Genomic DNA, 19,370 nt, shown 5'->3' with positions numbered 1-19,370 from the left:
ACTAGTACAGTAAATTAAAAAATGAATAATAGACTCTGAAATGAATTCAGAGTTGATTTACAAGTAAATCATGAAAACAATTCTAAATCCAGCAAAATCAGCTTGGAAAACCATCTTAGAAAGGCCCACTAAAACAGTGGATGATATTGAAAAAACAGTATTGCAAATTTTTGACGATGTTCAAAAAAACGGAGATACAGCAGTAGATAAATACACTTCATTATTTGATGGTGTGCAATTGAAAGATAAATTGGTAACTACTACTGAAATTGAAGAAGCAATTCAGGCAATTTCGCCCGAATTAAAAGAAGCTATCAGAGTTGCACATCAAAATATATGGCTTTTTCACAAATCACAAAAAACCGAAAAAGTTGCTGTAGAAACTTTTAGAGGCGTATTTTGTTGGCAAGAAAAAAGACCAATTCAAAAAGTAGGATTGTACATTCCTGGAGGAACAGCACCTTTATTTTCAACAGTATTGATGTTGGCAATTCCTGCACAAATAGCAGGATGCAAAGAAATTGTGTTATGTTCACCACCCAATAAAGAAGGCAAAATTCATCCTGCTATTTTATACACTGCCCATTTGTGTGGTGTTACAAAAATTGTAAAAGTAGGAGGCATTCAAGCCATTGCAGGATTGACTTTTGGTACGAATGATATTCCTCAGGTATATAAAATCTTTGGCCCTGGAAATCAGTTTGTAACGGTTGCCAAACAATTGGCTACCAAATACGGAGTTGCCATTGATATGCCTGCAGGTCCTAGTGAATTATTGGTGGTTGCAGACGATTCAGCCAATGCATCTTACGTAGCTGCTGATTTATTAAGTCAAGCAGAGCATGGTATTGATAGTCAAGTGGTTTTAGTGACCACATCTAAAGTATTGATTGAAGAAGTATCTAGCGAAATTTCGAAGCAAATAGCACAATTACCAAGAAAAGAAATTGCAGCAAAAGCGATGGAAAACTCTGTAGCAATTTTTGTTGAAAACGATGCAATTGCCTTGGATTTGATCAACGAATATGGTCCTGAGCATTTTATTGTTGCCACAAACAACAATGCCTTTTATGTGGATAATATTGCCAATGCAGGATCTGTTTTTATTGGAAATTACACGCCAGAAAGTGCAGGTGATTATGCGTCAGGTACCAATCATACCTTACCAACCAATGGATTTAGCAAAGCTTATTCAGGAGTAAATTTAGATAGTTTTTTAAAGAGCATTACCTTTCAAGAAATCACTAAAGTAGGCATACAAGGTCTTGGAAAGCAAATTGAAATTATGGCTGAAACAGAAGGATTGCAAGCGCACAAAAATGCAGTTACACTAAGATTAAACGACCTAAAATGAAGTCAATTTTAGATTTAGTTAGAGAAAATATAAAGTCTTTAAAACCGTATTCATCTGCTAGAGACGAATACAAAGACGTTGCCATTAACGACATGATTTTTTTGGATGCCAATGAAAATCCGTTCGAAAATGGTGTGAATCGTTATCCTGATCCACAGCAAATTACGGTCAAAAAAGCCTTGGCAAACATCAAAAATGTCAATGAAAAAAATATTTTGTTAGGCAATGGAAGTGATGAAGTGTTGGATTTGTTATTCCGTGCTTTTTGTGAACCCAATAAAGACAACATCATTACCTTACCACCAACTTACGGAATGTATTCCGTTTTAGCTTCACTCAATGCCATTGAAGATCGAAAAGTATTGTTATCAACTGATTTTCAGCCGCAAATTCCTCAGATTTTAGCAGCTGTAGATGATAATTCTAAAATCTTGTTTGTATGTTCACCAAACAATCCTTCAGGAAATAGTTTTTCAGAAGAAGCAATAGAAACTTTATTGAAAAAATTTCAAGGTTTGGTAGTGATTGACGAAGCATATATCGATTTTTCAAAGCAAGAAAGTTGGTTGAAAAAACTGAATGAATATCCGAATTTGGTCATCACACAAACCCTTTCAAAAGCTTATGGAATGGCAGGAATTCGTTTGGGAATTTGTTATGCATCCGAAGAAATTATTAGGATTTTAAATAACATCAAACCACCTTACAATATCAACGAATTGACGCAGCAAAAGGCGTTGGAACGTTTGCAAGATAGAGTAGGAGTTGCTCAAGAAATTGAAGCGATTTTATCAGAAAGAAATCAATTGGCAATTGCCTTGAAAGACATTTCATTCGTTGAAAAAATCTACGAATCAGATGCCAATTTTATTTTGATAAAAGTAGATGATGCCACTAAACGATACAATGAATTGATTGCAAAAGGCATTGTAATTCGAAACAGAACTACGCAACCTTTGTGTGAAAATACCTTGCGTTTGACTGTGGGTACAAAGGAAGAGAATGAGAAATTAATGAAAGTACTTTCATTAATTTCGAAATCCTGAACTTGTTTCAGGATATTTAAAATGAAAAAATAGTATGGATGATCAACAAAAATTCTACTGTTATATTTTGACAAATAATAAGAGGACATTATTGTATATAGGTCATTCAGAAAATTTAAAAAGAAGAATTGAGGAGCATAAAGCAGGAAGAAGAGCTTTATTTACAAAAAAATATAATGTCGTTGAATTGATTTATTTTGAAGAGTTTGTCACAAAAAAAAACAAGCTAAAAACAGAGAAAAACAATTAAAAAATTGGCATAAAGAATGGAAATGGAACCTTGTAAAAGAATCTAATCCATCTTTAAAAGCGTTATATAGTTATTGACCAAGATCCTGAAACAAGTTAACAAGTTAATCATGAAAAAAGTATTATTCATAGACAGAGATGGAACATTGGTGTTAGAACCACCTGTTGATTATCAGTTAGATAGTTTAGAAAAATTGGAATTTTATCCCTTAGTTTTTCAAAACATGGCAAAAATTGCCTCAGAATTAGATTTTGAATTGGTCATGGTGACCAATCAAGATGGATTGGGAACAGCCTCTTTTCCTGAAGATACTTTTTGGCCACCGCAAAATAAAATTATTGATGCATTTGCAAAAGAAGGTGTAGTTTTCTCAGAAATTGTGATTGATAAAACTTTTCCACACGAAAATGCACCAACTAGAAAACCAAGAACAGGTTTGTTAACAAAATACTTTTCTGAGGATTATGATTTAGAGAATTCCTTTGTTTTGGGTGACAGAATTACAGATATGGAATTGGCTAAAAACTTGGGTGCAAAAGGAATTTTTCTATCAGAAAACCCTGATTTAGGTGCTGATGAAATTGAAACTTCGAAACAAGAAATTTTTGATTGCATTGCTTTAACCACCACTGATTGGTCAGAAATTTATCAATTTTTAAAATTGAAAGACAGAGTTGCAGAAATCACTAGAAATACCAATGAAACCAAAATTTACATCAAACTTAATTTAGATGGTTCTGGGAAAAATGATATTTCTACAGGTTTACACTTTTTTGATCACATGTTAGATCAAATTGGACGTCATGGAAACATGGATTTAACCATAAAAGTAGATGGTGATTTAGAAGTTGATGAACATCATACCATAGAAGATACCATGATTGCTTTTGGGGAATTGTTTCACAAAGCTTTAGGTAATAAATTAGGCATTGAACGCTATGGTTTTTGCTTACCAATGGATGATTGTTTGGCGCAAGTTGCTGTGGATTTTGGTGGTAGAAATTGGTTGGAATGGGATGCTGAATTCAAGCGTGAAAAAATTGGAGACATGCCAACTGAAATGTTTTATCACTTGTTTAAATCTTTTACAGATGGTGCAAAATGCAATTTAAATATCAAAGCAGAGGGCACAAACGAACATCATAAAATTGAAGGAATTTTTAAAGCTTTTGCAAAAGCAATGAAAATGGCCGTAAAAAGAGATGCTAATAAAATGTTTTTGCCTAGTACAAAAGGGATGCTTTAGGCCCATCCCAACCTTCCCAAAGGGAAGGAGTGCCAATATTGAAAACAAATAATGAACAATAAAAAAGAAAATAATACCCACAACAATGAGAGTTCTTCCCCTTTGGGGAAGTTAGATGGGGCTCTCGTTATCATTGATTACGGCGCAGGAAACATCAAAAGCATTCAGTTTGCTTTTAAAAGATTGGGAGTTGAAGCTGTTTTGACTAACAATATTGATGAAATAAAAGCGGCTGATAAAGTAATTTTTCCTGGAGTAGGAGAAGCAAGTTCGGCCATGAAAATGCTGATAGCAAGTGGTTTGCATGAAGTGATTCCGACTTTGAAACAACCCGTTTTAGGCATTTGTTTGGGAATGCAATTGATGTGTACATCCTCTGAAGAAGGCAATACAAAAGGATTGGGAATTTTTGATGTTGCTGTAAAACGTTTTTCAAATGCAGTAAAAGTGCCTCAAATGGGCTGGAATGTAATCAAAGAATTGAAATCTCCTTTGTTTGAAGGTGTCAAAGAAAACGAATTTATGTATTTGGTACATAGTTATTATGCAGATTTGTGTGATGAAACCATTGCAAAAACTGATTACGAATTGGAATATTCCTCAGCATTACAAAAAGATAATTTTTATGGAGTTCAATTTCATCCTGAGAAAAGTGGAATTATAGGTTCAAAAATTTTAGAGAATTTTCTAAAGTTAAAAGTTTGATATTAAATATTAAAAGTAGGGGATGAAAAATCAAATTTTAGAAAGAACTAAAACTTTTGCTCTAGAATGTTGGAAATTTTGTTTTAAAGTTCCAAAATCTAGAGAATATAATGCATTTGTAAATCAATTAATTAGAAGCTCAAGTTCAGTTGGAGCCAATTATAGAGCCTCTCAAAGAGCAAAATCAACATCTGATTTTATTAATAAGTTAAAGATTGTTGAAGAAGAAGTTGATGAAAGTGTGTATTGGTTAGAAATTTTTGAAGAAGTTTTACCTGAGCATAAAGATGAAATTTTAAAGTTAAAAAAAGAAGGTTCTGAATTACTAGCAATAATTGTATCTTCAATAAATACAGCTAAAAGAAATCAGAAAAATAGTATAAGTTAAAAATACAATATTAGAAGTTAAATATATCAGAGGGTTTCAAACTTTGAATATTTAACTTTTAATATCTAATATTAAAATATTTTGAAAATTATCCCAGCCATAGACATCATAGAAGGAAAATGTGTTCGTTTAACCAAAGGCGATTACAGCACAAAGAAGATTTACAACGAAAATCCGTTGGAAGTTGCCAAAGCATTTGAAGCAGCAGGAATTCAGTATTTGCATGTGGTAGATTTGGATGGCGCAAAAGCGAGTCAGATTGTAAATCATAAAGTATTGGAGGAAATTGCTTCAAAAACTAGCTTGAAAATCGATTTTGGAGGTGGATTAAAATCGGATAAAGATTTAGAAATTGCCTTTAATTCAGGCGCAAATCAAGTAACTGGAGGCAGTATTGCTGTAAAAAATCCCACTGTTTTTGAAAGTTGGATTGCAAAATTTGGGGCTGATAAAATCATTTTAGGAGCCGATTTTTATCCAGATTCATCAGGAGGAAAAATCGCAACCAATGGTTGGCAAGAAGAAAGTTCGCTGCAATTAATTCCTTTTATCAAAAGTTATCAAAACAAAGGAATTCAGTATGTAATTTGCACAGATATTTCAAAAGACGGCATGTTGCAAGGACCTAGTTTTGAGGTGTATCAACAAATTTTATTCGAAGTTACTAATTTAAAACTCATTGCTTCAGGAGGAATTTCAACTTTTGATGAATTGCCAAAATTAGCAGAAATTGGTTGTGAGGGTGTGATTATTGGCAAAGCCATTTATGAAAATAATATCAGCTTACAACAGTTAGAAAATTATATAATCAAAAGTTAAATAGTAAATATTAGAAGTACAAAATTTTAAATAATCAAAACTTTTACTATTTACCATCTAACTTTTAACTTTGAAACATGTTAACAAAAAGAATTATTCCTTGTTTAGATATCAAAAACGGACGCACTGTAAAAGGCGTCAATTTTGTCAATTTGATTGATGCAGGAGATCCTGTAGTTTTGGCAAAACAGTATGCAGCATTAGGTGCTGATGAACTCGTTTTTTTAGATATTTCAGCTACCTTAGAAGGCAGAAAAACCATGATAGAATTGGTACATCAAGTGGCAGAACAAGTAAATATTCCGTTTACAGTAGGAGGTGGAATTTCATCCGTAGAAAATGTCAATGAATTGTTGAAATGGGGAGCAGATAAGGTTTCTATCAATTCATCTGCTGTAAAAAGACCTGAATTGATCAATGAATTAGCAGATAAATTTGGAAGTCAATGTGTGGTTGTTGCCATTGATGCCAAACAAATTGAAGGAGAATGGTTTGTACATTTGGCAGGAGGAACAATTCCCACAAAATTGAAATTATTTGATTGGGCGCAAGAAGTGGAAAAACGGGGTGCAGGCGAAATTTTGTTTACATCCATGAATCATGATGGCACTAAAAACGGATTTGCCAATGAAGCCTTAGCAACCTTATCAAATTTGGTAAATATTCCAATTATTGCTTCAGGGGGTGCTGGAACAATGCAACATTTTGTAGATACTTTCAAAGAAGGAAAAGCAGATGCAGCTTTGGCAGCAAGCGTTTTTCACTTTGGCGAAATTCCGATTTTAAATTTAAAACAAGAATTAAAAAGGAATGGAATTCCTGTAAGATTATAAAACATGGTAATAGATTTTAACAAAAATAACGACGGTTTAGTTCCAGCAATTATTCAAGATGCAACAACAAAAAATATATTAATGTTGGGTTTTATGAATGAAGAAGCTTATCAAAAAACCATTGATGCAAAGTTAGTTACCTTTTTTTCAAGAACTAAAAACAGACTTTGGACAAAAGGTGAAGAAAGTGGCAATGTATTGCATTTGGTGGATATCAAAATTGATTGTGATAACGACACGTTGTTGATTTCAGCAAACCCAAAAGGGCCAACTTGTCATAAAGGTACAGACACTTGTTGGGCTGAAAATAATGAGCAAAATTTTGGGTTTTTAACACACTTAGAAAATACGATTACCGATAGAATTCAGAACGCAGATGCTCAAAAAAGTTATGTAGCTTCGTTGTTTGCAAAAGGAATCAATAAAATTGCACAAAAAGTAGGAGAGGAGGCAGTAGAAGTGGTTATTGAAGCAAAAGACAACAATGACGAACTTTTTCTAAATGAAAGTGCTGATTTATTGTTTCATTATTTGATGCTGTTGCAAGCCAAAGGTTTTAAGCTGAATGATGTTGTTGAAGTTTTAAGGAATAGAGAAAAATAGCAAAATAAATTAATTACAATTTCTTAATTTTATTGAATTAATCGTTTCAGTAACGTTCATTTTGTAATAATCGGTATTATTAAATTTATTTACAATAGCATTCGAATAATTTCCTATTCTTTTCATCAATGTAGGGTAATACTCTTTTATTTCATTGATTGCCATTTTGTTATATCTTCTATTACCATCTTTGTACATTGCATAAAGTCTAGATTCTATGTAGCTAAAACCATCAAGAAGTTCGTAAATCCCATCAATTTCATAACTTAAACTAGATTTAAGTTGCAATAGTTTGTTTTTAAGATTGATTACTTCTTGTTTTCTGTAAGAGTCGTTTATACAATTAAAATTGAAATTATCGACAATTTCAATTTCTGATTTTATCTTTTCAAATTGATCTATTGCATTTTTAAATCTGTAACTTGCATCAGAAACATGGTCATAGTAAGATTTTAAAGTATAACTACCTTCCCAACCACCATCATTAGTTAATGAAGGAAATTCATATATCATTTCATATCCTTTTTTTATTTCATTTAATGAATTTCTAACAGAGTTCTGAGAATTAATAACTTGACTGAAGAAAAATAATAGGTAAACAAATCTAATATTCATGTTAAATAAATTAATAAAAAATCAAAAATACATTTTTTTAAAAAAAAATTGAAATAATTTTTATCGCCTATAAATTTCAAAAAATTAACTGACTAAGAAATATAATTATATTTTTTAAATAGTATTTTTACACCTTAATTATTCAACTTTTGAAAAACTCTAAATTACTCATCATCCTCGCATTTATTTCAATTTATGTAATTTGGGGATCAACGTATTTATTTAATAAAATTGCAGTAACAGAGTTATCTCCGTTTTTTTTAGCATCCATCCGTTTTTTTGTTGCAGGAATATTAATGATATCCCTTGCCAAAATTTTTAAGCAAGATTTACAGATTTCCAAAAAGCAATTGACCAATTCAATGATTGCGTCGTTTTTCTTTTTGATTTATGGAAATGGAGTTTTTGTATGGGCTTTGAAGTATGTGGATAGTGGATTTGGGGCTTTAATAGCATCTTCTCAACCTTTATTTGTGTTGTTATTATTGCGTTTGATTGATCGAAGACCAATGAAGAAAAAGTCGATGATTGGAATCGCATTGGGTATGTTTGGAATGTATCTATTAGTTAGTCAGCAAGAATTGACTACTTCAGAAAACAGTTTGTTAGGTATTTTTATGATTTTAACCTGTGTTTTAAGTTGGAGTTATGGAAGTGTTTTTGTATCAAAAGCACAATTACCAAAAAGCTTTATGGTAAGTACAGGCTATCAGATGCTATTTGCTGGAGGAATTTTATGTTTAGCAAGTTTGAGTTTTCAAGAGCCCTGGATATCACCTTTTGAATGGAGTTCAAAAGTTTTAGCATCCTTAATAATGCTCATCATTTTTGGAGGAATTATTGCATTTACCTCATTTAACTATTTGTTAAAAGTGGTTTCAACCGAAAAAGTTTCCACATCAGCTTATGTAAATCCGGTTATTGCGTTATTTATGGGATGGTTTTTTTTAGATGAAAAACTCTCTTTACAATCAATTATTGCTTCTATAATTTTACTTACAGGTGTGTATTTTATCACTACAGTTAAGAAGGTTTAAATTGCGAATACTGTAACAATTGTAATTTTTTTTTAGATTTTCTGTATTTATTTAATTTTTTTTGTACATTTGCTATAACTTAAATTTCACCCCTAATGAAAACAACAAACCTTTCGGCTGCTGAGCAGTCCGTACTCGACGTAGTACAAAAAGAACCTTTAACAAGCTTTGAAATCTTAAAACGTGTAGACAATGTTCCAATGATTTTGTCATTGTATAATGTTTTAGATGAGCTTACAAATAAAGGAATTATCAAAAGTTTTATAAAAGAAAATAAGAAATACCACTGCGCAAGTTAGTAGTTATTTTTAATTTCTTTTAAGTTATAAAAGCATTGTTTTAATTTAAAACAATGCTTTTTCATTTTATCTATATTTTTTTACCATTCATCGAAAAGAAACTGAAAATCAACTTATTTATAAAAATCAAAGTCTTTTTAAAAATACTTTTACATAAAAAAAATAAATAAAATGGAAACAATAAAATTAACAGAAACAGAATTAGCAGTTTTAAATGTAATAAAAGAAAAACCATTAACAAGTTTTCAAATATTAAAACAAATTGATTCAATCAACATGATTTTAGTTTTATATTCTATTATGGATGAGTTAAAAGGAAAAGGAATGGTAAAAAGTTTTGTGAGTGATAATGTAAAATATCATTGTGCTTGTTAATTCCTTATATGTATCATTTATTTTTTATTAATTGGTTTTGTAGAAAGATTTCAATATAAAATAACTTTACAAAATACGCACATAATTTATATTATGTTAAATAGAAAATATTAAGAAAGTAGTTTAGTTATCTAATTTCTTCCAGCTCCCATCATATGTAATACTTGTTCTATTGCTACTATTGATAGAAAAACTACACCTTTTGTTGGCAAATAATGTGATGAAAATTTTTAAGGTCTCGTTCTTTAACTGCACTACATAGTCAATTTCATAAGCTGATTTATTTTTATTGAATTCAAATTTTGATGTTGTTGGAAATCCTTCAAAATTAATTCCTGCATTGTCATTGTAAGCTGTTGCAATTTGTAATTCTCCATAATATGGCAGAGCAATTTGCAAACTGTCATTTTTAACTTTGATGTAATTTTGAATATTATTCAAATTGATATTTGCCAAGTTACTTCCTGGTGGCAATAAATTTTCCAGACCACGTGTGTTTGCAAAAGCAATTGGTGTTGCAGAATTAGCCGTAATTTCGAAATTCTTCTCATCAACAACTTTCTGTAAATTTTCAATTTCTGCAATAGTTGCTGTACTCTTACAATTATAAAAAAGCAAACCAATTGATAAAAAGAAAAATACTTTGAAATTTAGAAACATATTAGATTGATTTATAACGATTTAAAATTACAAAATATCACCTAGCTTTTTAATAAAAAAATCCTAATTTTTCTTCTTTTCATAGTACTTTTGAAAAATGGAATTAGACATTCTTTTTGAAGATGAGTTTTGTATTTGTGTCAACAAACCCAATGATATGTTGATTCATCATGCAAAATTATCACGAAGTGTTAAGCAAGAGCTTTCGTTATTACAATTGATTTTCAACAAAAAATCTTTAAAAGTGTATCCTGTGCATAGATTAGACAGGAGAACATCTGGAGTTGTTTTGTTGGCTAAAAACACGGCTTTTGTTTCTAAATTTCAGACACTTTTTACTGAAAATAGCATTCAAAAAACCTATTTTGGCGTGGTTCGTGGCTTTGCTCCTACTGAGAAAATTATTGATTCTCCTGTAAAAGGACGTGATTCAACTGTCTATAAAGAGGCGCTAACTGAAATGAAAACTTTACAAACAGTCACCTTACAAATTCCCGTAAAACCTTATGAAACATCACGTTATAGTTTGGTAGCATTGCATCCAAAGACCGGAAGAATGCACCAATTGCGTGTTCATATGACTAAAATTAGCCATCCTTTGATTGGTGATGGAAAATATGGAGATAAAAATCACGATGACATGTTTTTAGCAAACTTCGGATATAGTTATTTGTTTTTACATGCAGGAAAATTGGAATTTAAACACCCTTTCACTTCAGAAATAATTTCACTAAAAGGTTCATTTCCTGAGGATTGGATAGATTTGTTTAATAGATTTTCATGGGAAAATCCTTTGCAATAAATTAAATAGCTATTTTATTGCTCAATAGAAATTGCATCAAAATAGCTCAATTCTCCGTCTTCAAAATTTACTAAAACTTCTATAGGATTGCAACAAACTTCACAATCTTCAATATAGGTTTGATTGGGTACACTTTCATCTAAAATCATTGAAATTTCTTCCCAACAATATGGGCATTGAAAAAAATGTTCCATAAATTTATTTTTATTAGTTTCTTATTTAATTTCTTAATTACTTATATAAAATTTTAATAATCAGTATATTAGAATTGATATAGTGATTTTATAGCATCAATTACCTTTGATTTTCCTAAATATTGTTGTTCCAAATCTGATTGAAATGGAATGGGGGTTTCAATACTTCCTACTCTTTTAATAGGCGCATCTAAAAATTCAAAACAATTTTCATTAATTAATGCTGCAATATCACTTGCAATTCCTCCAAATAAGGTATCTTCTTGAACAACCAACACTTTACCAGTTTTTTTGACAGATGAAAAAATGGTTTCAATATCCAAAGGTTGTAATGTTCTTAAATCAATTACATCAGCACTGATTTCTGGTAAAGAATTCAACGCTTCTAAAACCCAATGAACAGCAGCTCCATAGCTAATAATACTCATATTTTTTCCTTCTTTTATAAGTGCCGCTTTTCCAATTTCAGTAGTAAAATATCCTTCAGAAACCTCTTGATATACAGAACGATACAACGCTTTATGTTCGAAAAATAACACCGGATTCGGATCATTAATAGCTGAAATTAATAAACCTTTTGCATCTTGAGGAAATGCAGGATACACCACTTTTAAACCAGGAGTTTTAGTAAACCATGCTTCATTGGTTTGACTGTGAAAAGGGCCTGCACTCACTCCTGCTCCACAAGGCATTCTAACAACTATATCAGCATTTTGCTGCCATCTGTAGTGCGATTTTGCTAATAAATTTACAATCGGATTGAAACCAGAACTCACAAAATCAGCAAATTGCATTTCAACAACCGATTTCATTCCGTTTATTGATAAACCATACCCTGCAGCTACAATGGCAGATTCACAAATGGGTGTATTTTTTACTCTTTCTTTACCAAATTCAGCAACAAAACCATCTGTAATTTTAAATGCACCTCCATATTCTGCGATGTCTTGACCCATGATGATTAGATTTTCATGATGTTGCATGGACAATCTCAATCCATCAGAAATGGCATCAATAAATCGAATTTGATGTTTTTTTTCTGATGGAATAACTTCTTTATATGTTGTGTTTTTATAAACATCATTTAATTCACTTTCTAGATTTGGAATGATTTTTTCTTCATCAAAAGCCATCTGTAAATGGTCATTAATTTCTTTTGAAATCGCCTCTTTATATGCAGTTTCGATAGCTTCAGATAAAATTTGTTCGCTTTTCAAAAATGCTTGATAATTTTCCACAGGATCTTTTGATGCCCAAAAATCCATCAATTGTTGTGGAACATATTTGGTGCCACTAGCTTCTTCATGACCACGCATTCTAAACGTTTTAAATTCTAATAAGATAGGTCTTGGATTTACACGCAAACTATCTGCCAATTCTTTGACTTTTGTGTATACTTCAATGATATTATTTCCATCGATAATATGACTTTCCATTCCATAACCAATGCCTTTATCAGCAATATGTTCGCAATTGAATTGTTCAGAAATTGGGGTTGATAAGCCATATCCATTATTTTCAACACAAAATAAAACCGGTAACTTCCAAACAGATGCAATATTTAGTGCTTCATGAAAATCACCTTCACTTGTACCCCCTTCCCCTGTAAAAACTGCGCAAACTTTGTTGTTATTTTTCAATTTATTGGCAAATGCAATTCCGTCTGCAACTCCCATTTGAGGACCTAAATGTGAAATCATACCAACAATATGGTATTCTTGCGTGCCAAAATGAAAACTTCTGTCTCGTCCTTTTGTAAAACCATTCATTTTTCCTTGCCATTGGGAAAAAAGTCGGAATAAAGGAATTTCTCTAGTAGTGAAAACGCCCAAATTACGATGCATGGGTAAAATATACTCGTCTTTTTCTAAAGCTGCAGTTACTCCAACTGCAATTGCTTCTTGTCCAATTCCAGAAAACCATTTTGAAATTTTTCCTTGGCGCAACAGAATTAGCATTTTTTCTTCAATCAAACGAGGTTTTAGTAGCAGTTTGTATAAATGCAATAAGGTTTCGTTGTTGAGATTAGAATTTACAGTATATTCAATTTTTACGTTCATAAATTATCAAATCATAAGATAACAAAGCTAATGATAAAGAATTTTATTGCATAAAAAAACCTTATCATTTTTTGATAAGGTTTGTATTTTATAAAATTGTAAGATGCCTGTTATAATTCTGCAAAAATTGCGTGCATCATACGTTTTTTATCATTCAAGCTTTCTTCTAAAGCAATCATGGTTTCTGTTCTATTTACACCAGGAATATCATCAATTTTGTATATAACGTCTTTGGCATCATTGGTTCCTTTAGCTCTAACTTTACAAAAAATATTGTATTTACCAGCAGTAACGTAGGCAACTGTTACGTTAGGAATTTTCTTTAAGTTTTCAATAACACTTTGAGTCATAGAAGTTTTCTCTAAAAAAACACCCACATGAGCAATAAAAGAATAACCCATTTTTTCGTAATTCAACGTGAGAGTTGAACCTTGAATAATCCCTTCATCTTCCATCTTTTTAACTCTAACGTGAATGGTTCCTGCAGATACTAATAATTGTTTAGCGATATCCGTAAAAGGAGTTCTTGCGTTTTCTATTAAGATATCTAAGATTTGATGATCTATTTCATCTAAAAGAAATTTTTTCATTTTTGTGTATTATTCAAATTATGATGCAAATTTATAAATTAAATTTAATACATAATAATAAAAAATGAGAAAAATTTAAATATTTTTGTTGAAGAAAACGATTTCGTTAAGACCTGTCTTGTTTTTCAAGTCTTCTCCTTCAATTTTTTCTAAATAAGAAACCAATTGGTTATCAATAATTTTATCAACATATTGATAAGCCAGATCTTTTTTTGTTGGATTTCTTTGAATTACATCAAAGAACATTTGTTTGTTATTCGGAATCTCAAAATAACTTTGATACGAATTGAATTCGGTGTTTGTAGCTATATGAAATAAACCTTGTAAAATAGCATAAAATGTAAATTCTCTAGAAAATTCTCGAGAATAGTCTTCAGGGAAATGTCCTGATTCGATTAAAATAGTATTATATCCAAGTTTTTGAAAATTATCACCAGTTGCAGTTGGATAAAATTCATCTGTATATCTTCCTATAAAATTCGGAATAATTTGTTGTAGCAATTCGTTCATAGCTACAATAACATTCATTGTTTGAATTCTGCCTTTTGTTATTGCTCTCGAAACTTCTTCTGAAGGCGCTAAAAAAGAAATAGTTGCCGTGTTTTTAGTGCCTTCAACTCCGAAAATAGTTCGTTGATCGTGTAAATTAAAACAGAAATGAGGGTTAAAATCCTCTAAGGTTTTTCGTAATAATTTGCTTTCAATAGCAACTCTATCTACGGCATCTCTATTTAAATCGATATTGTTTGCATTGACTCTGGTGTAAACTTCAGCGCCATCAGGGTTTAACATCGGAATGAATAATAACGTGCAATTTTCTAAAATTGTAGATAATTTTTTTGAATTACCCGAAAAACAATTAAACAAATCAAAAAGTGCTCTAGTTCCGGTACTTTCATTACCATGCATTTGAGACCATAGCAAAATTCGTTTTTCACCAGTTCCAATTTTCAATTGCATGATTGGTTTATGTAATTCGGATGCTCCTAATTGTTGAATTTCAAAAATTGATTCATGTTTTTTAAAAAGGGGTTCAATGTTTTGAAATCGAATCCATTTGCCAAAAAGTGACGTTTCTTTATGTTTTTCAAAAATGGATTTTACAAAAGTAGTTGTTAAAATTGGCACGAATTACAAAAATTAATTTTGGCAAAAATAAAGGATTACATTTCAGTAAACAATTAAAATATTACAAATGTAAATTGCAGTTAATTTACATTCGTAAATTACAATTATTTTACAATTGTAATTTTTAGAATAGTTGTTTTTTACAAATTAACTTAGAATTATCAATATCATAATCAATGCTTATATCAAGTTTTATTATTTATTTAAATAAATGTATATCAATAGAATATAATATTTACCTAAACTATCAATTCATTATTAATTATTTAAGATTATATTCTTAATGAAATTACTTTGTATTCAGTTGTAATTGATTTACTTTTGTGTAAAAATTACAATTTACAATGATAAACGGTGATGAGTTTACAAATCGACTCAAAAAAATCATGGATTATTACGCTATTTCAGCAGCACTTTTTGCTGATAAAATAGGTGTGCAACGTTCAAGTATTTCACATATTTTATCTGGAAGAAACAAACCTAGTTTAGATTTTATCTTAAAAATCACCTCCGTTTTTGAAGAAGTTGATTTGTATTGGTTGGTTGATGGTAAAGGACATTTTCCGAAGTTGGTTTCAAATAATACCTTCTCCTCTGCTCCATTATCAGTAGAATCTTCTAATGCAGATGAAAAAAAAATTCAACGCATTGTAGTATTTTATACTGATGGTACTTTTGATGAGTATATGAAATACTGATCGATTTTAAATTAAAAACTACAATTCCCAGCCAAAACCTGTTCTTAAAATATAATCAGAAGTACTGGCTCCTAAAGTTGGTTTGTTATCGTAATTGAAAGAAATTCCTGCTTTTACAAAAAGATTGAGTGGTAAATCATATTTGATATCAAAAGTTATATCTGCACGATATCTGCCTGAATCTGTAAAACTTGAATAATTCATTAAAACCAACGCAAGATTAAAATCTTCCATGTCATAAAGATTTAATTCAGAACCTAAATATCCTTCCCAACTATTTAATGTACTAAAATTGTTAGCAAATTTTTCGAGGTTATTGTTTACGCCCGATTTTACTCCCCAATAACCTTTTGAGTTGGCAAAAATATAATTACCGACACCAATTTGAGTATTAGCTCTAATATCAATTTTTTGAGTGGAATTTGATAATGTAACTACAGATCCAATTGCATACCATCTATTTATTAAAATGCGTCTGTAATTGATTAATCCATCAGTTCTTTTTGCGGGTTCTGATTCATTTTGATTAGTAGTTAATACGCTGTAAGAGACTTCAATATTTGCTTTATCTGTTTTGTAACCTAAAGATGAACGTAATGAAAATTGTTGTGTATTTTGAGATTTTGTCAAATTAAATCCCATTTCTAAACTTGCTGAAAATCGATTTTTTAAAACTTCATTTACTTCATTTATGAATAAAATATTTTTCAAATCACATACAATAAACTCTTCATTTTTATCAAATATTTTTACTTTTTCAGAGATTACTGTTGCAATTTTACCACGATATAATTTGGTATTTACGGTTACTAAAAATTTATTTGATGTGTAAATTTCCTTGATATCACTCCATTTTATTTTGAAATTTTCTTTTCCATAAGGAACATCAATTTCTAAAACACCTTTTTCCATTTTTTTAATTTCACCAATCATTTTATTTCCTGTGTTAAAAACTAAGGTATCTGATTGACTCACCATTGATTGAAATCCTAAAAAAAGAAATAGAATTGTATAGTATTTTTGGAATGTATTCATTGATTTTCTAATTCATTTTTTATTTTCTGATGAAATTATTGTAGTTATTTTATGTTTATAACATTGATAATCAATTATTTATTCTTTAAAATGATTGGTTTTTAGCAAATATACTAAAATAATTATCTTTTAAAATAAACAACTTTTCATGCGATTTTTGCATTTTAGTGCTGATGTTAATTTCTATGGAATAAAACAATTGAATTCAATAAAAAAGGAGCTGATATTCAGCTCCTTTTTTTATTTTGATGAAAAATTATTTTTGTGCTTCTTTTTCGTCGTCTTTGGTTGTTTTATTCCAAACTTTTATTTCATTATTTTCTTTAATACCCTCTAAAATCTGAACATTAACACCATCAGAAGTTCCTAATTTTAGCATTCTTTTTTCAAAAGAACCATCCGCTTTTTTAATTTCAACATAAGGCTCTTCAGTTTTAGGATCAAATCTTAGAAGTGCTTCTTTAATTGCTAGTACATTTTCTTTTTTCTCTAAAACAATATCAGCATTTGCACTGTAACCAGCTCTAATAAAATAACTTTCGTCTAGAGAAACATCAGCCTTAATTTTAAATTGTACTGCACCTGCTTCTTCAGTTCCTTTTGGAGCGATAAAGTTTAGTTTTGCAGGAAACTTCTTCCCTTCTATTGCGCCGATTGAAACTTCAATTTCTGATCCATTTATCAATTTACCAACTTCTGATTCATCAACTTTTCCCTCAAAAATCATTTTGTTCATGTCTGCTATAGAAGCAATTGTTGTTCCGGCATTGAAATTATTAGATTGAATAACTTGATCTCCTTCTTTTACCGGAATTTCTAAAATAGTTCCTGTCATTTGTGCATAAACATTAGTGTTTGCAGCACCTGCAGCTCCAGAAGAACCACTCTTAATGATTTGATAATCGTTTTGAGCATTTTTTAAATCTTGCAAAGTTTGATTGTAATTTAGCTCGATGTTTTCAAATTCTTGTTTAGAAATTACGCCTCTTTCAAATAAATTTTTATTTCTATCCAATACAATTTTAGCATTGTCTAAAATTATTTTGATGTTGTCAACACGTCCTTTTGCGCTTATTAATGATTGCTCATTCGGAACCACTCTTACTGTTGCAATCAAGTCTCCTTTTACAACTTTTGCACCTTCAAGCAAAAATATTTTATCAATAATACCAGTTATTTGAGGCTTTATCTCAATTTCTTCTAAAGGAGTCACTTTTCCTGTAGCTACTGTTTTCTTTAAAATTGTAGTCTTAAAAGGTTTTTCGGTTTCATATTGAATAATACTTTTACTGTTCTTTTTTCCGAACCAAATTAATGCGGCAATAAAAAATACCCCAATAATTATTAAAATGATTTTTGCTTTTTTACTCATGATTTGTGATTGATTTATTCTTCTCTTAATGCTTCTATTGGTTTTACTATAGTTGCCATGTGAGCAGGAATCAACCCTATTAAGGTTCCTAACACTACTAACGTGGCAAATGCGATGATGATAATTGGAATGTTTACTGTAGGATTTACTAGTGCAGCATCAGGTCCTTGACCAAAAGCAGTATCAATAATAAAAAGTATTGCACTACCAAAAATAATACCTAACATTCCAGCTATGGTGGTTAAAAAAACCGATTCTAATATAATTTGTTGACGGATGCTTCTTGGAGTTGCTCCAATGGCTCTTCTAATTCCAATTTCTTTGGTACGTTCTTTAACGGTTATCAATAAAATGTTTCCAATGGCAAAAACTCCTGCAATTAATGTAGCAATTCCCACAAACCAAGTTAAAAATTGCATACCTGTTAAAAAACCTGTCAATTTAGATATTTGAGTTCCTAAGTTGAAAGAACCAAAAGCTCTTTTGTCTTCTGGATGCACATTGTGTAAGTTTTTCAAAGTAAGAATTACATCTTTTTCCATTTGTTCAATATTGATGCCTTCTTCAGCAGTAATCACCATCCAATCAATATTATTTCCAGTATTATAAACTCTTTTAAAAGTTGAAAAAGGTATATAAGCAGCATCTCCATCAAGATCAATATTGTTAGATCGCTCATAAACGCCAACGACTTTATAATTGATACTGTTAATTTTGATGTAAGCTCCTATTGGATATACTCCCTTATCAAATAATTGAATGTACATATCTTCTGAAATGACCGTAACTTTTGCTGAAGTTAACATATCATTTTCATTGATAAAACGACCGTAAATCAATTTTTTCTTTTGAATTTGATCCAATACTGGATAATCTCCACAAACTTGAAAATTTCCTGATTTAAAATCGTGTGTGATTAAATTGTTTGTTTGATTTCTTGGTGCTAATAATTTGATTTCGCCTTCAAATTCTCTTTTTAATACTTCAATATCGGCCTCTTTTAATCGAAATCTTCTGCCTTCTTGAAAACCTTTAAAAGGAGTATCTGTTGATTGTGTCCAAACAAAAACACTATTTGTTGCAAAATCACCAAATAATTTTTTAAAGCCATTTTCCATCCCACGTGCAGCACCCAAAAGAACCACGAGCAGAAAAATCCCCCATAAAACACCTATAATAGTGATGCCTGTACGAACTTTATTTTTACGAATACTTCCGTAAATCTCTTGCCAAGAATCTGAATCGAATATAAATTTCATAT

At 30.5% G+C, this 19,370-nt stretch carries 23 protein-coding genes; 14 read left to right on the top strand and 9 right to left on the bottom strand.

The features are described from left to right. The first annotated feature begins 70 nt into the window (after positions 1-70). The 9 genes from hisD to hisIE all read left to right on the top strand — a co-directional run bounded on the left by hisD (position 71) and on the right by hisIE (position 7,244). Positions 71-1,354 carry a histidinol dehydrogenase gene (gene hisD, locus WHA43_RS02460; protein ID WP_105045577.1) on the top strand — a complete coding sequence of 428 codons (1,284 nt, stop codon included), beginning with the start codon at positions 71-73 and terminating at the stop codon, positions 1,352-1,354. Then, complete coding sequence (gene hisC, locus WHA43_RS02455; RefSeq protein ID WP_105045576.1) at positions 1,351-2,400, top strand: histidinol-phosphate transaminase; 1,050 nt, start codon at positions 1,351-1,353, stop codon at positions 2,398-2,400. The genes hisD and hisC overlap by 4 nt, the downstream gene beginning before the upstream one ends. A gap of 34 nt (positions 2,401-2,434) precedes the next feature. Beyond that, a complete protein-coding gene (locus tag WHA43_RS02450; RefSeq protein ID WP_226742910.1) occupies positions 2,435-2,650 on the top strand; it encodes a GIY-YIG nuclease family protein in 216 nt (71 codons plus the stop codon). A gap of 109 nt (positions 2,651-2,759) precedes the next feature. Further along, a complete protein-coding gene (gene hisB / locus WHA43_RS02445; RefSeq protein ID WP_105045575.1) occupies positions 2,760-3,896 on the top strand; it encodes a bifunctional histidinol-phosphatase/imidazoleglycerol-phosphate dehydratase HisB in 1,137 nt (378 codons plus the stop codon). A gap of 51 nt (positions 3,897-3,947) precedes the next feature. Continuing rightward, positions 3,948-4,601 (top strand): imidazole glycerol phosphate synthase subunit HisH, encoded by a 654-nt coding sequence (hisH, locus tag WHA43_RS02440; RefSeq protein WP_105045574.1) that lies wholly within the window; start codon positions 3,948-3,950, stop codon positions 4,599-4,601. 22 nt (positions 4,602-4,623) lie between these two features. Further along, complete coding sequence (locus WHA43_RS02435; RefSeq protein ID WP_105045573.1) at positions 4,624-4,989, top strand: four helix bundle protein; 366 nt, start codon at positions 4,624-4,626, stop codon at positions 4,987-4,989. Positions 4,990-5,070: 81 nt separating this feature from the next. Continuing rightward, complete coding sequence (gene hisA, locus WHA43_RS02430) at positions 5,071-5,808, top strand: 1-(5-phosphoribosyl)-5-[(5-phosphoribosylamino)methylideneamino]imidazole-4-carboxamide isomerase (protein WP_105045572.1); 738 nt, start codon at positions 5,071-5,073, stop codon at positions 5,806-5,808. A gap of 77 nt (positions 5,809-5,885) precedes the next feature. Beyond that, positions 5,886-6,641: an imidazole glycerol phosphate synthase subunit HisF gene (gene hisF / locus WHA43_RS02425; RefSeq protein WP_105045571.1), complete on the top strand. Its 756-nt coding sequence runs from the start codon at positions 5,886-5,888 to the stop codon at positions 6,639-6,641. A 3-nt stretch (positions 6,642-6,644) separates the two neighbouring features. Beyond that, positions 6,645-7,244: a bifunctional phosphoribosyl-AMP cyclohydrolase/phosphoribosyl-ATP diphosphatase HisIE gene (gene hisIE / locus WHA43_RS02420; protein ID WP_105045570.1), complete on the top strand. Its 600-nt coding sequence runs from the start codon at positions 6,645-6,647 to the stop codon at positions 7,242-7,244. Between the two features lie 9 nt (positions 7,245-7,253). Here the strand turns inward: hisIE and WHA43_RS02415 are convergent, their stop codons facing one another. Beyond that, positions 7,254-7,757, bottom strand: coding sequence for a hypothetical protein (locus tag WHA43_RS02415; RefSeq protein WP_146104887.1), 504 nt, complete (start codon positions 7,755-7,757; stop codon positions 7,254-7,256). 251 nt (positions 7,758-8,008) lie between these two features. On the opposite strand from WHA43_RS02415, the gene WHA43_RS02410 reads away from it, so the two are divergent. The 3 genes from WHA43_RS02410 to WHA43_RS02400 all read left to right on the top strand — a co-directional run bounded on the left by WHA43_RS02410 (position 8,009) and on the right by WHA43_RS02400 (position 9,570). Then, positions 8,009-8,896, top strand: coding sequence for an EamA family transporter (locus tag WHA43_RS02410; RefSeq protein ID WP_105045568.1), 888 nt, complete (start codon positions 8,009-8,011; stop codon positions 8,894-8,896). Between the two features lie 95 nt (positions 8,897-8,991). After that, positions 8,992-9,195, top strand: coding sequence for a hypothetical protein (locus WHA43_RS02405; protein ID WP_105045567.1), 204 nt, complete (start codon positions 8,992-8,994; stop codon positions 9,193-9,195). Positions 9,196-9,366: 171 nt separating this feature from the next. Next, a complete protein-coding gene (locus WHA43_RS02400) occupies positions 9,367-9,570 on the top strand; it encodes a hypothetical protein (protein WP_105045566.1) in 204 nt (67 codons plus the stop codon). Between the two features lie 123 nt (positions 9,571-9,693). Here the strand turns inward: WHA43_RS02400 and WHA43_RS02395 are convergent, their stop codons facing one another. After that, a complete protein-coding gene (locus WHA43_RS02395) occupies positions 9,694-10,230 on the bottom strand; it encodes a DUF4251 domain-containing protein (protein ID WP_105045565.1) in 537 nt (178 codons plus the stop codon). Between the two features lie 97 nt (positions 10,231-10,327). On the opposite strand from WHA43_RS02395, the gene WHA43_RS02390 reads away from it, so the two are divergent. Continuing rightward, positions 10,328-11,032: a pseudouridine synthase gene (locus tag WHA43_RS02390; RefSeq protein WP_105045564.1), complete on the top strand. Its 705-nt coding sequence runs from the start codon at positions 10,328-10,330 to the stop codon at positions 11,030-11,032. Between the two features lie 14 nt (positions 11,033-11,046). Here the strand turns inward: WHA43_RS02390 and WHA43_RS02385 are convergent, their stop codons facing one another. From WHA43_RS02385 to WHA43_RS02370, 4 genes are all read right to left on the bottom strand, one after another. Continuing rightward, the gene (locus WHA43_RS02385) at positions 11,047-11,226 is read right to left on the bottom strand and encodes a CPXCG motif-containing cysteine-rich protein (protein WP_105045563.1); all 180 of its coding nucleotides are present in this window, start codon (positions 11,224-11,226) and stop codon (positions 11,047-11,049) included. Between the two features lie 68 nt (positions 11,227-11,294). Beyond that, on the bottom strand, positions 11,295-13,286 hold the full coding sequence (locus WHA43_RS02380; protein WP_105045562.1) for an alpha-ketoacid dehydrogenase subunit alpha/beta: 1,992 nt from the start codon (positions 13,284-13,286) through the stop codon (positions 11,295-11,297). A gap of 110 nt (positions 13,287-13,396) precedes the next feature. Further along, positions 13,397-13,876: an Lrp/AsnC family transcriptional regulator gene (locus WHA43_RS02375; RefSeq protein ID WP_105045561.1), complete on the bottom strand. Its 480-nt coding sequence runs from the start codon at positions 13,874-13,876 to the stop codon at positions 13,397-13,399. A 75-nt stretch (positions 13,877-13,951) separates the two neighbouring features. Next, positions 13,952-15,004 carry a M14 family zinc carboxypeptidase gene (locus WHA43_RS02370; RefSeq protein ID WP_105045560.1) on the bottom strand — a complete coding sequence of 351 codons (1,053 nt, stop codon included), beginning with the start codon at positions 15,002-15,004 and terminating at the stop codon, positions 13,952-13,954. 344 nt (positions 15,005-15,348) lie between these two features. On the opposite strand from WHA43_RS02370, the gene WHA43_RS02365 reads away from it, so the two are divergent. Next, on the top strand, positions 15,349-15,702 hold the full coding sequence (locus WHA43_RS02365; protein WP_105045559.1) for a helix-turn-helix domain-containing protein: 354 nt from the start codon (positions 15,349-15,351) through the stop codon (positions 15,700-15,702). 18 nt (positions 15,703-15,720) lie between these two features. On the opposite strand, the gene WHA43_RS02360 is transcribed toward WHA43_RS02365, so the two are convergent. The 3 genes from WHA43_RS02360 to WHA43_RS02350 all read right to left on the bottom strand — a co-directional run bounded on the left by WHA43_RS02360 (position 15,721) and on the right by WHA43_RS02350 (position 19,368). Next, positions 15,721-16,737 carry a DUF481 domain-containing protein gene (locus WHA43_RS02360; RefSeq protein ID WP_105045558.1) on the bottom strand — a complete coding sequence of 339 codons (1,017 nt, stop codon included), beginning with the start codon at positions 16,735-16,737 and terminating at the stop codon, positions 15,721-15,723. 256 nt (positions 16,738-16,993) lie between these two features. Then, positions 16,994-18,109, bottom strand: coding sequence for an efflux RND transporter periplasmic adaptor subunit (locus tag WHA43_RS02355; protein ID WP_105045557.1), 1,116 nt, complete (start codon positions 18,107-18,109; stop codon positions 16,994-16,996). A gap of 14 nt (positions 18,110-18,123) precedes the next feature. Beyond that, positions 18,124-19,368, bottom strand: coding sequence for an ABC transporter permease (locus tag WHA43_RS02350; RefSeq protein WP_105045556.1), 1,245 nt, complete (start codon positions 19,366-19,368; stop codon positions 18,124-18,126). Positions 19,369-19,370 lie beyond the last annotated feature (2 nt).

This window comes from Polaribacter gangjinensis (assembly GCF_038024125.1).
GTDB classification, from domain to species: Bacteria; Bacteroidota; Bacteroidia; order Flavobacteriales; family Flavobacteriaceae; genus Polaribacter; species Polaribacter gangjinensis.
The sequence above is the reverse complement of the archived record's forward strand: the minus strand, read 5'-3'. Positions and strand labels throughout refer to the sequence as shown.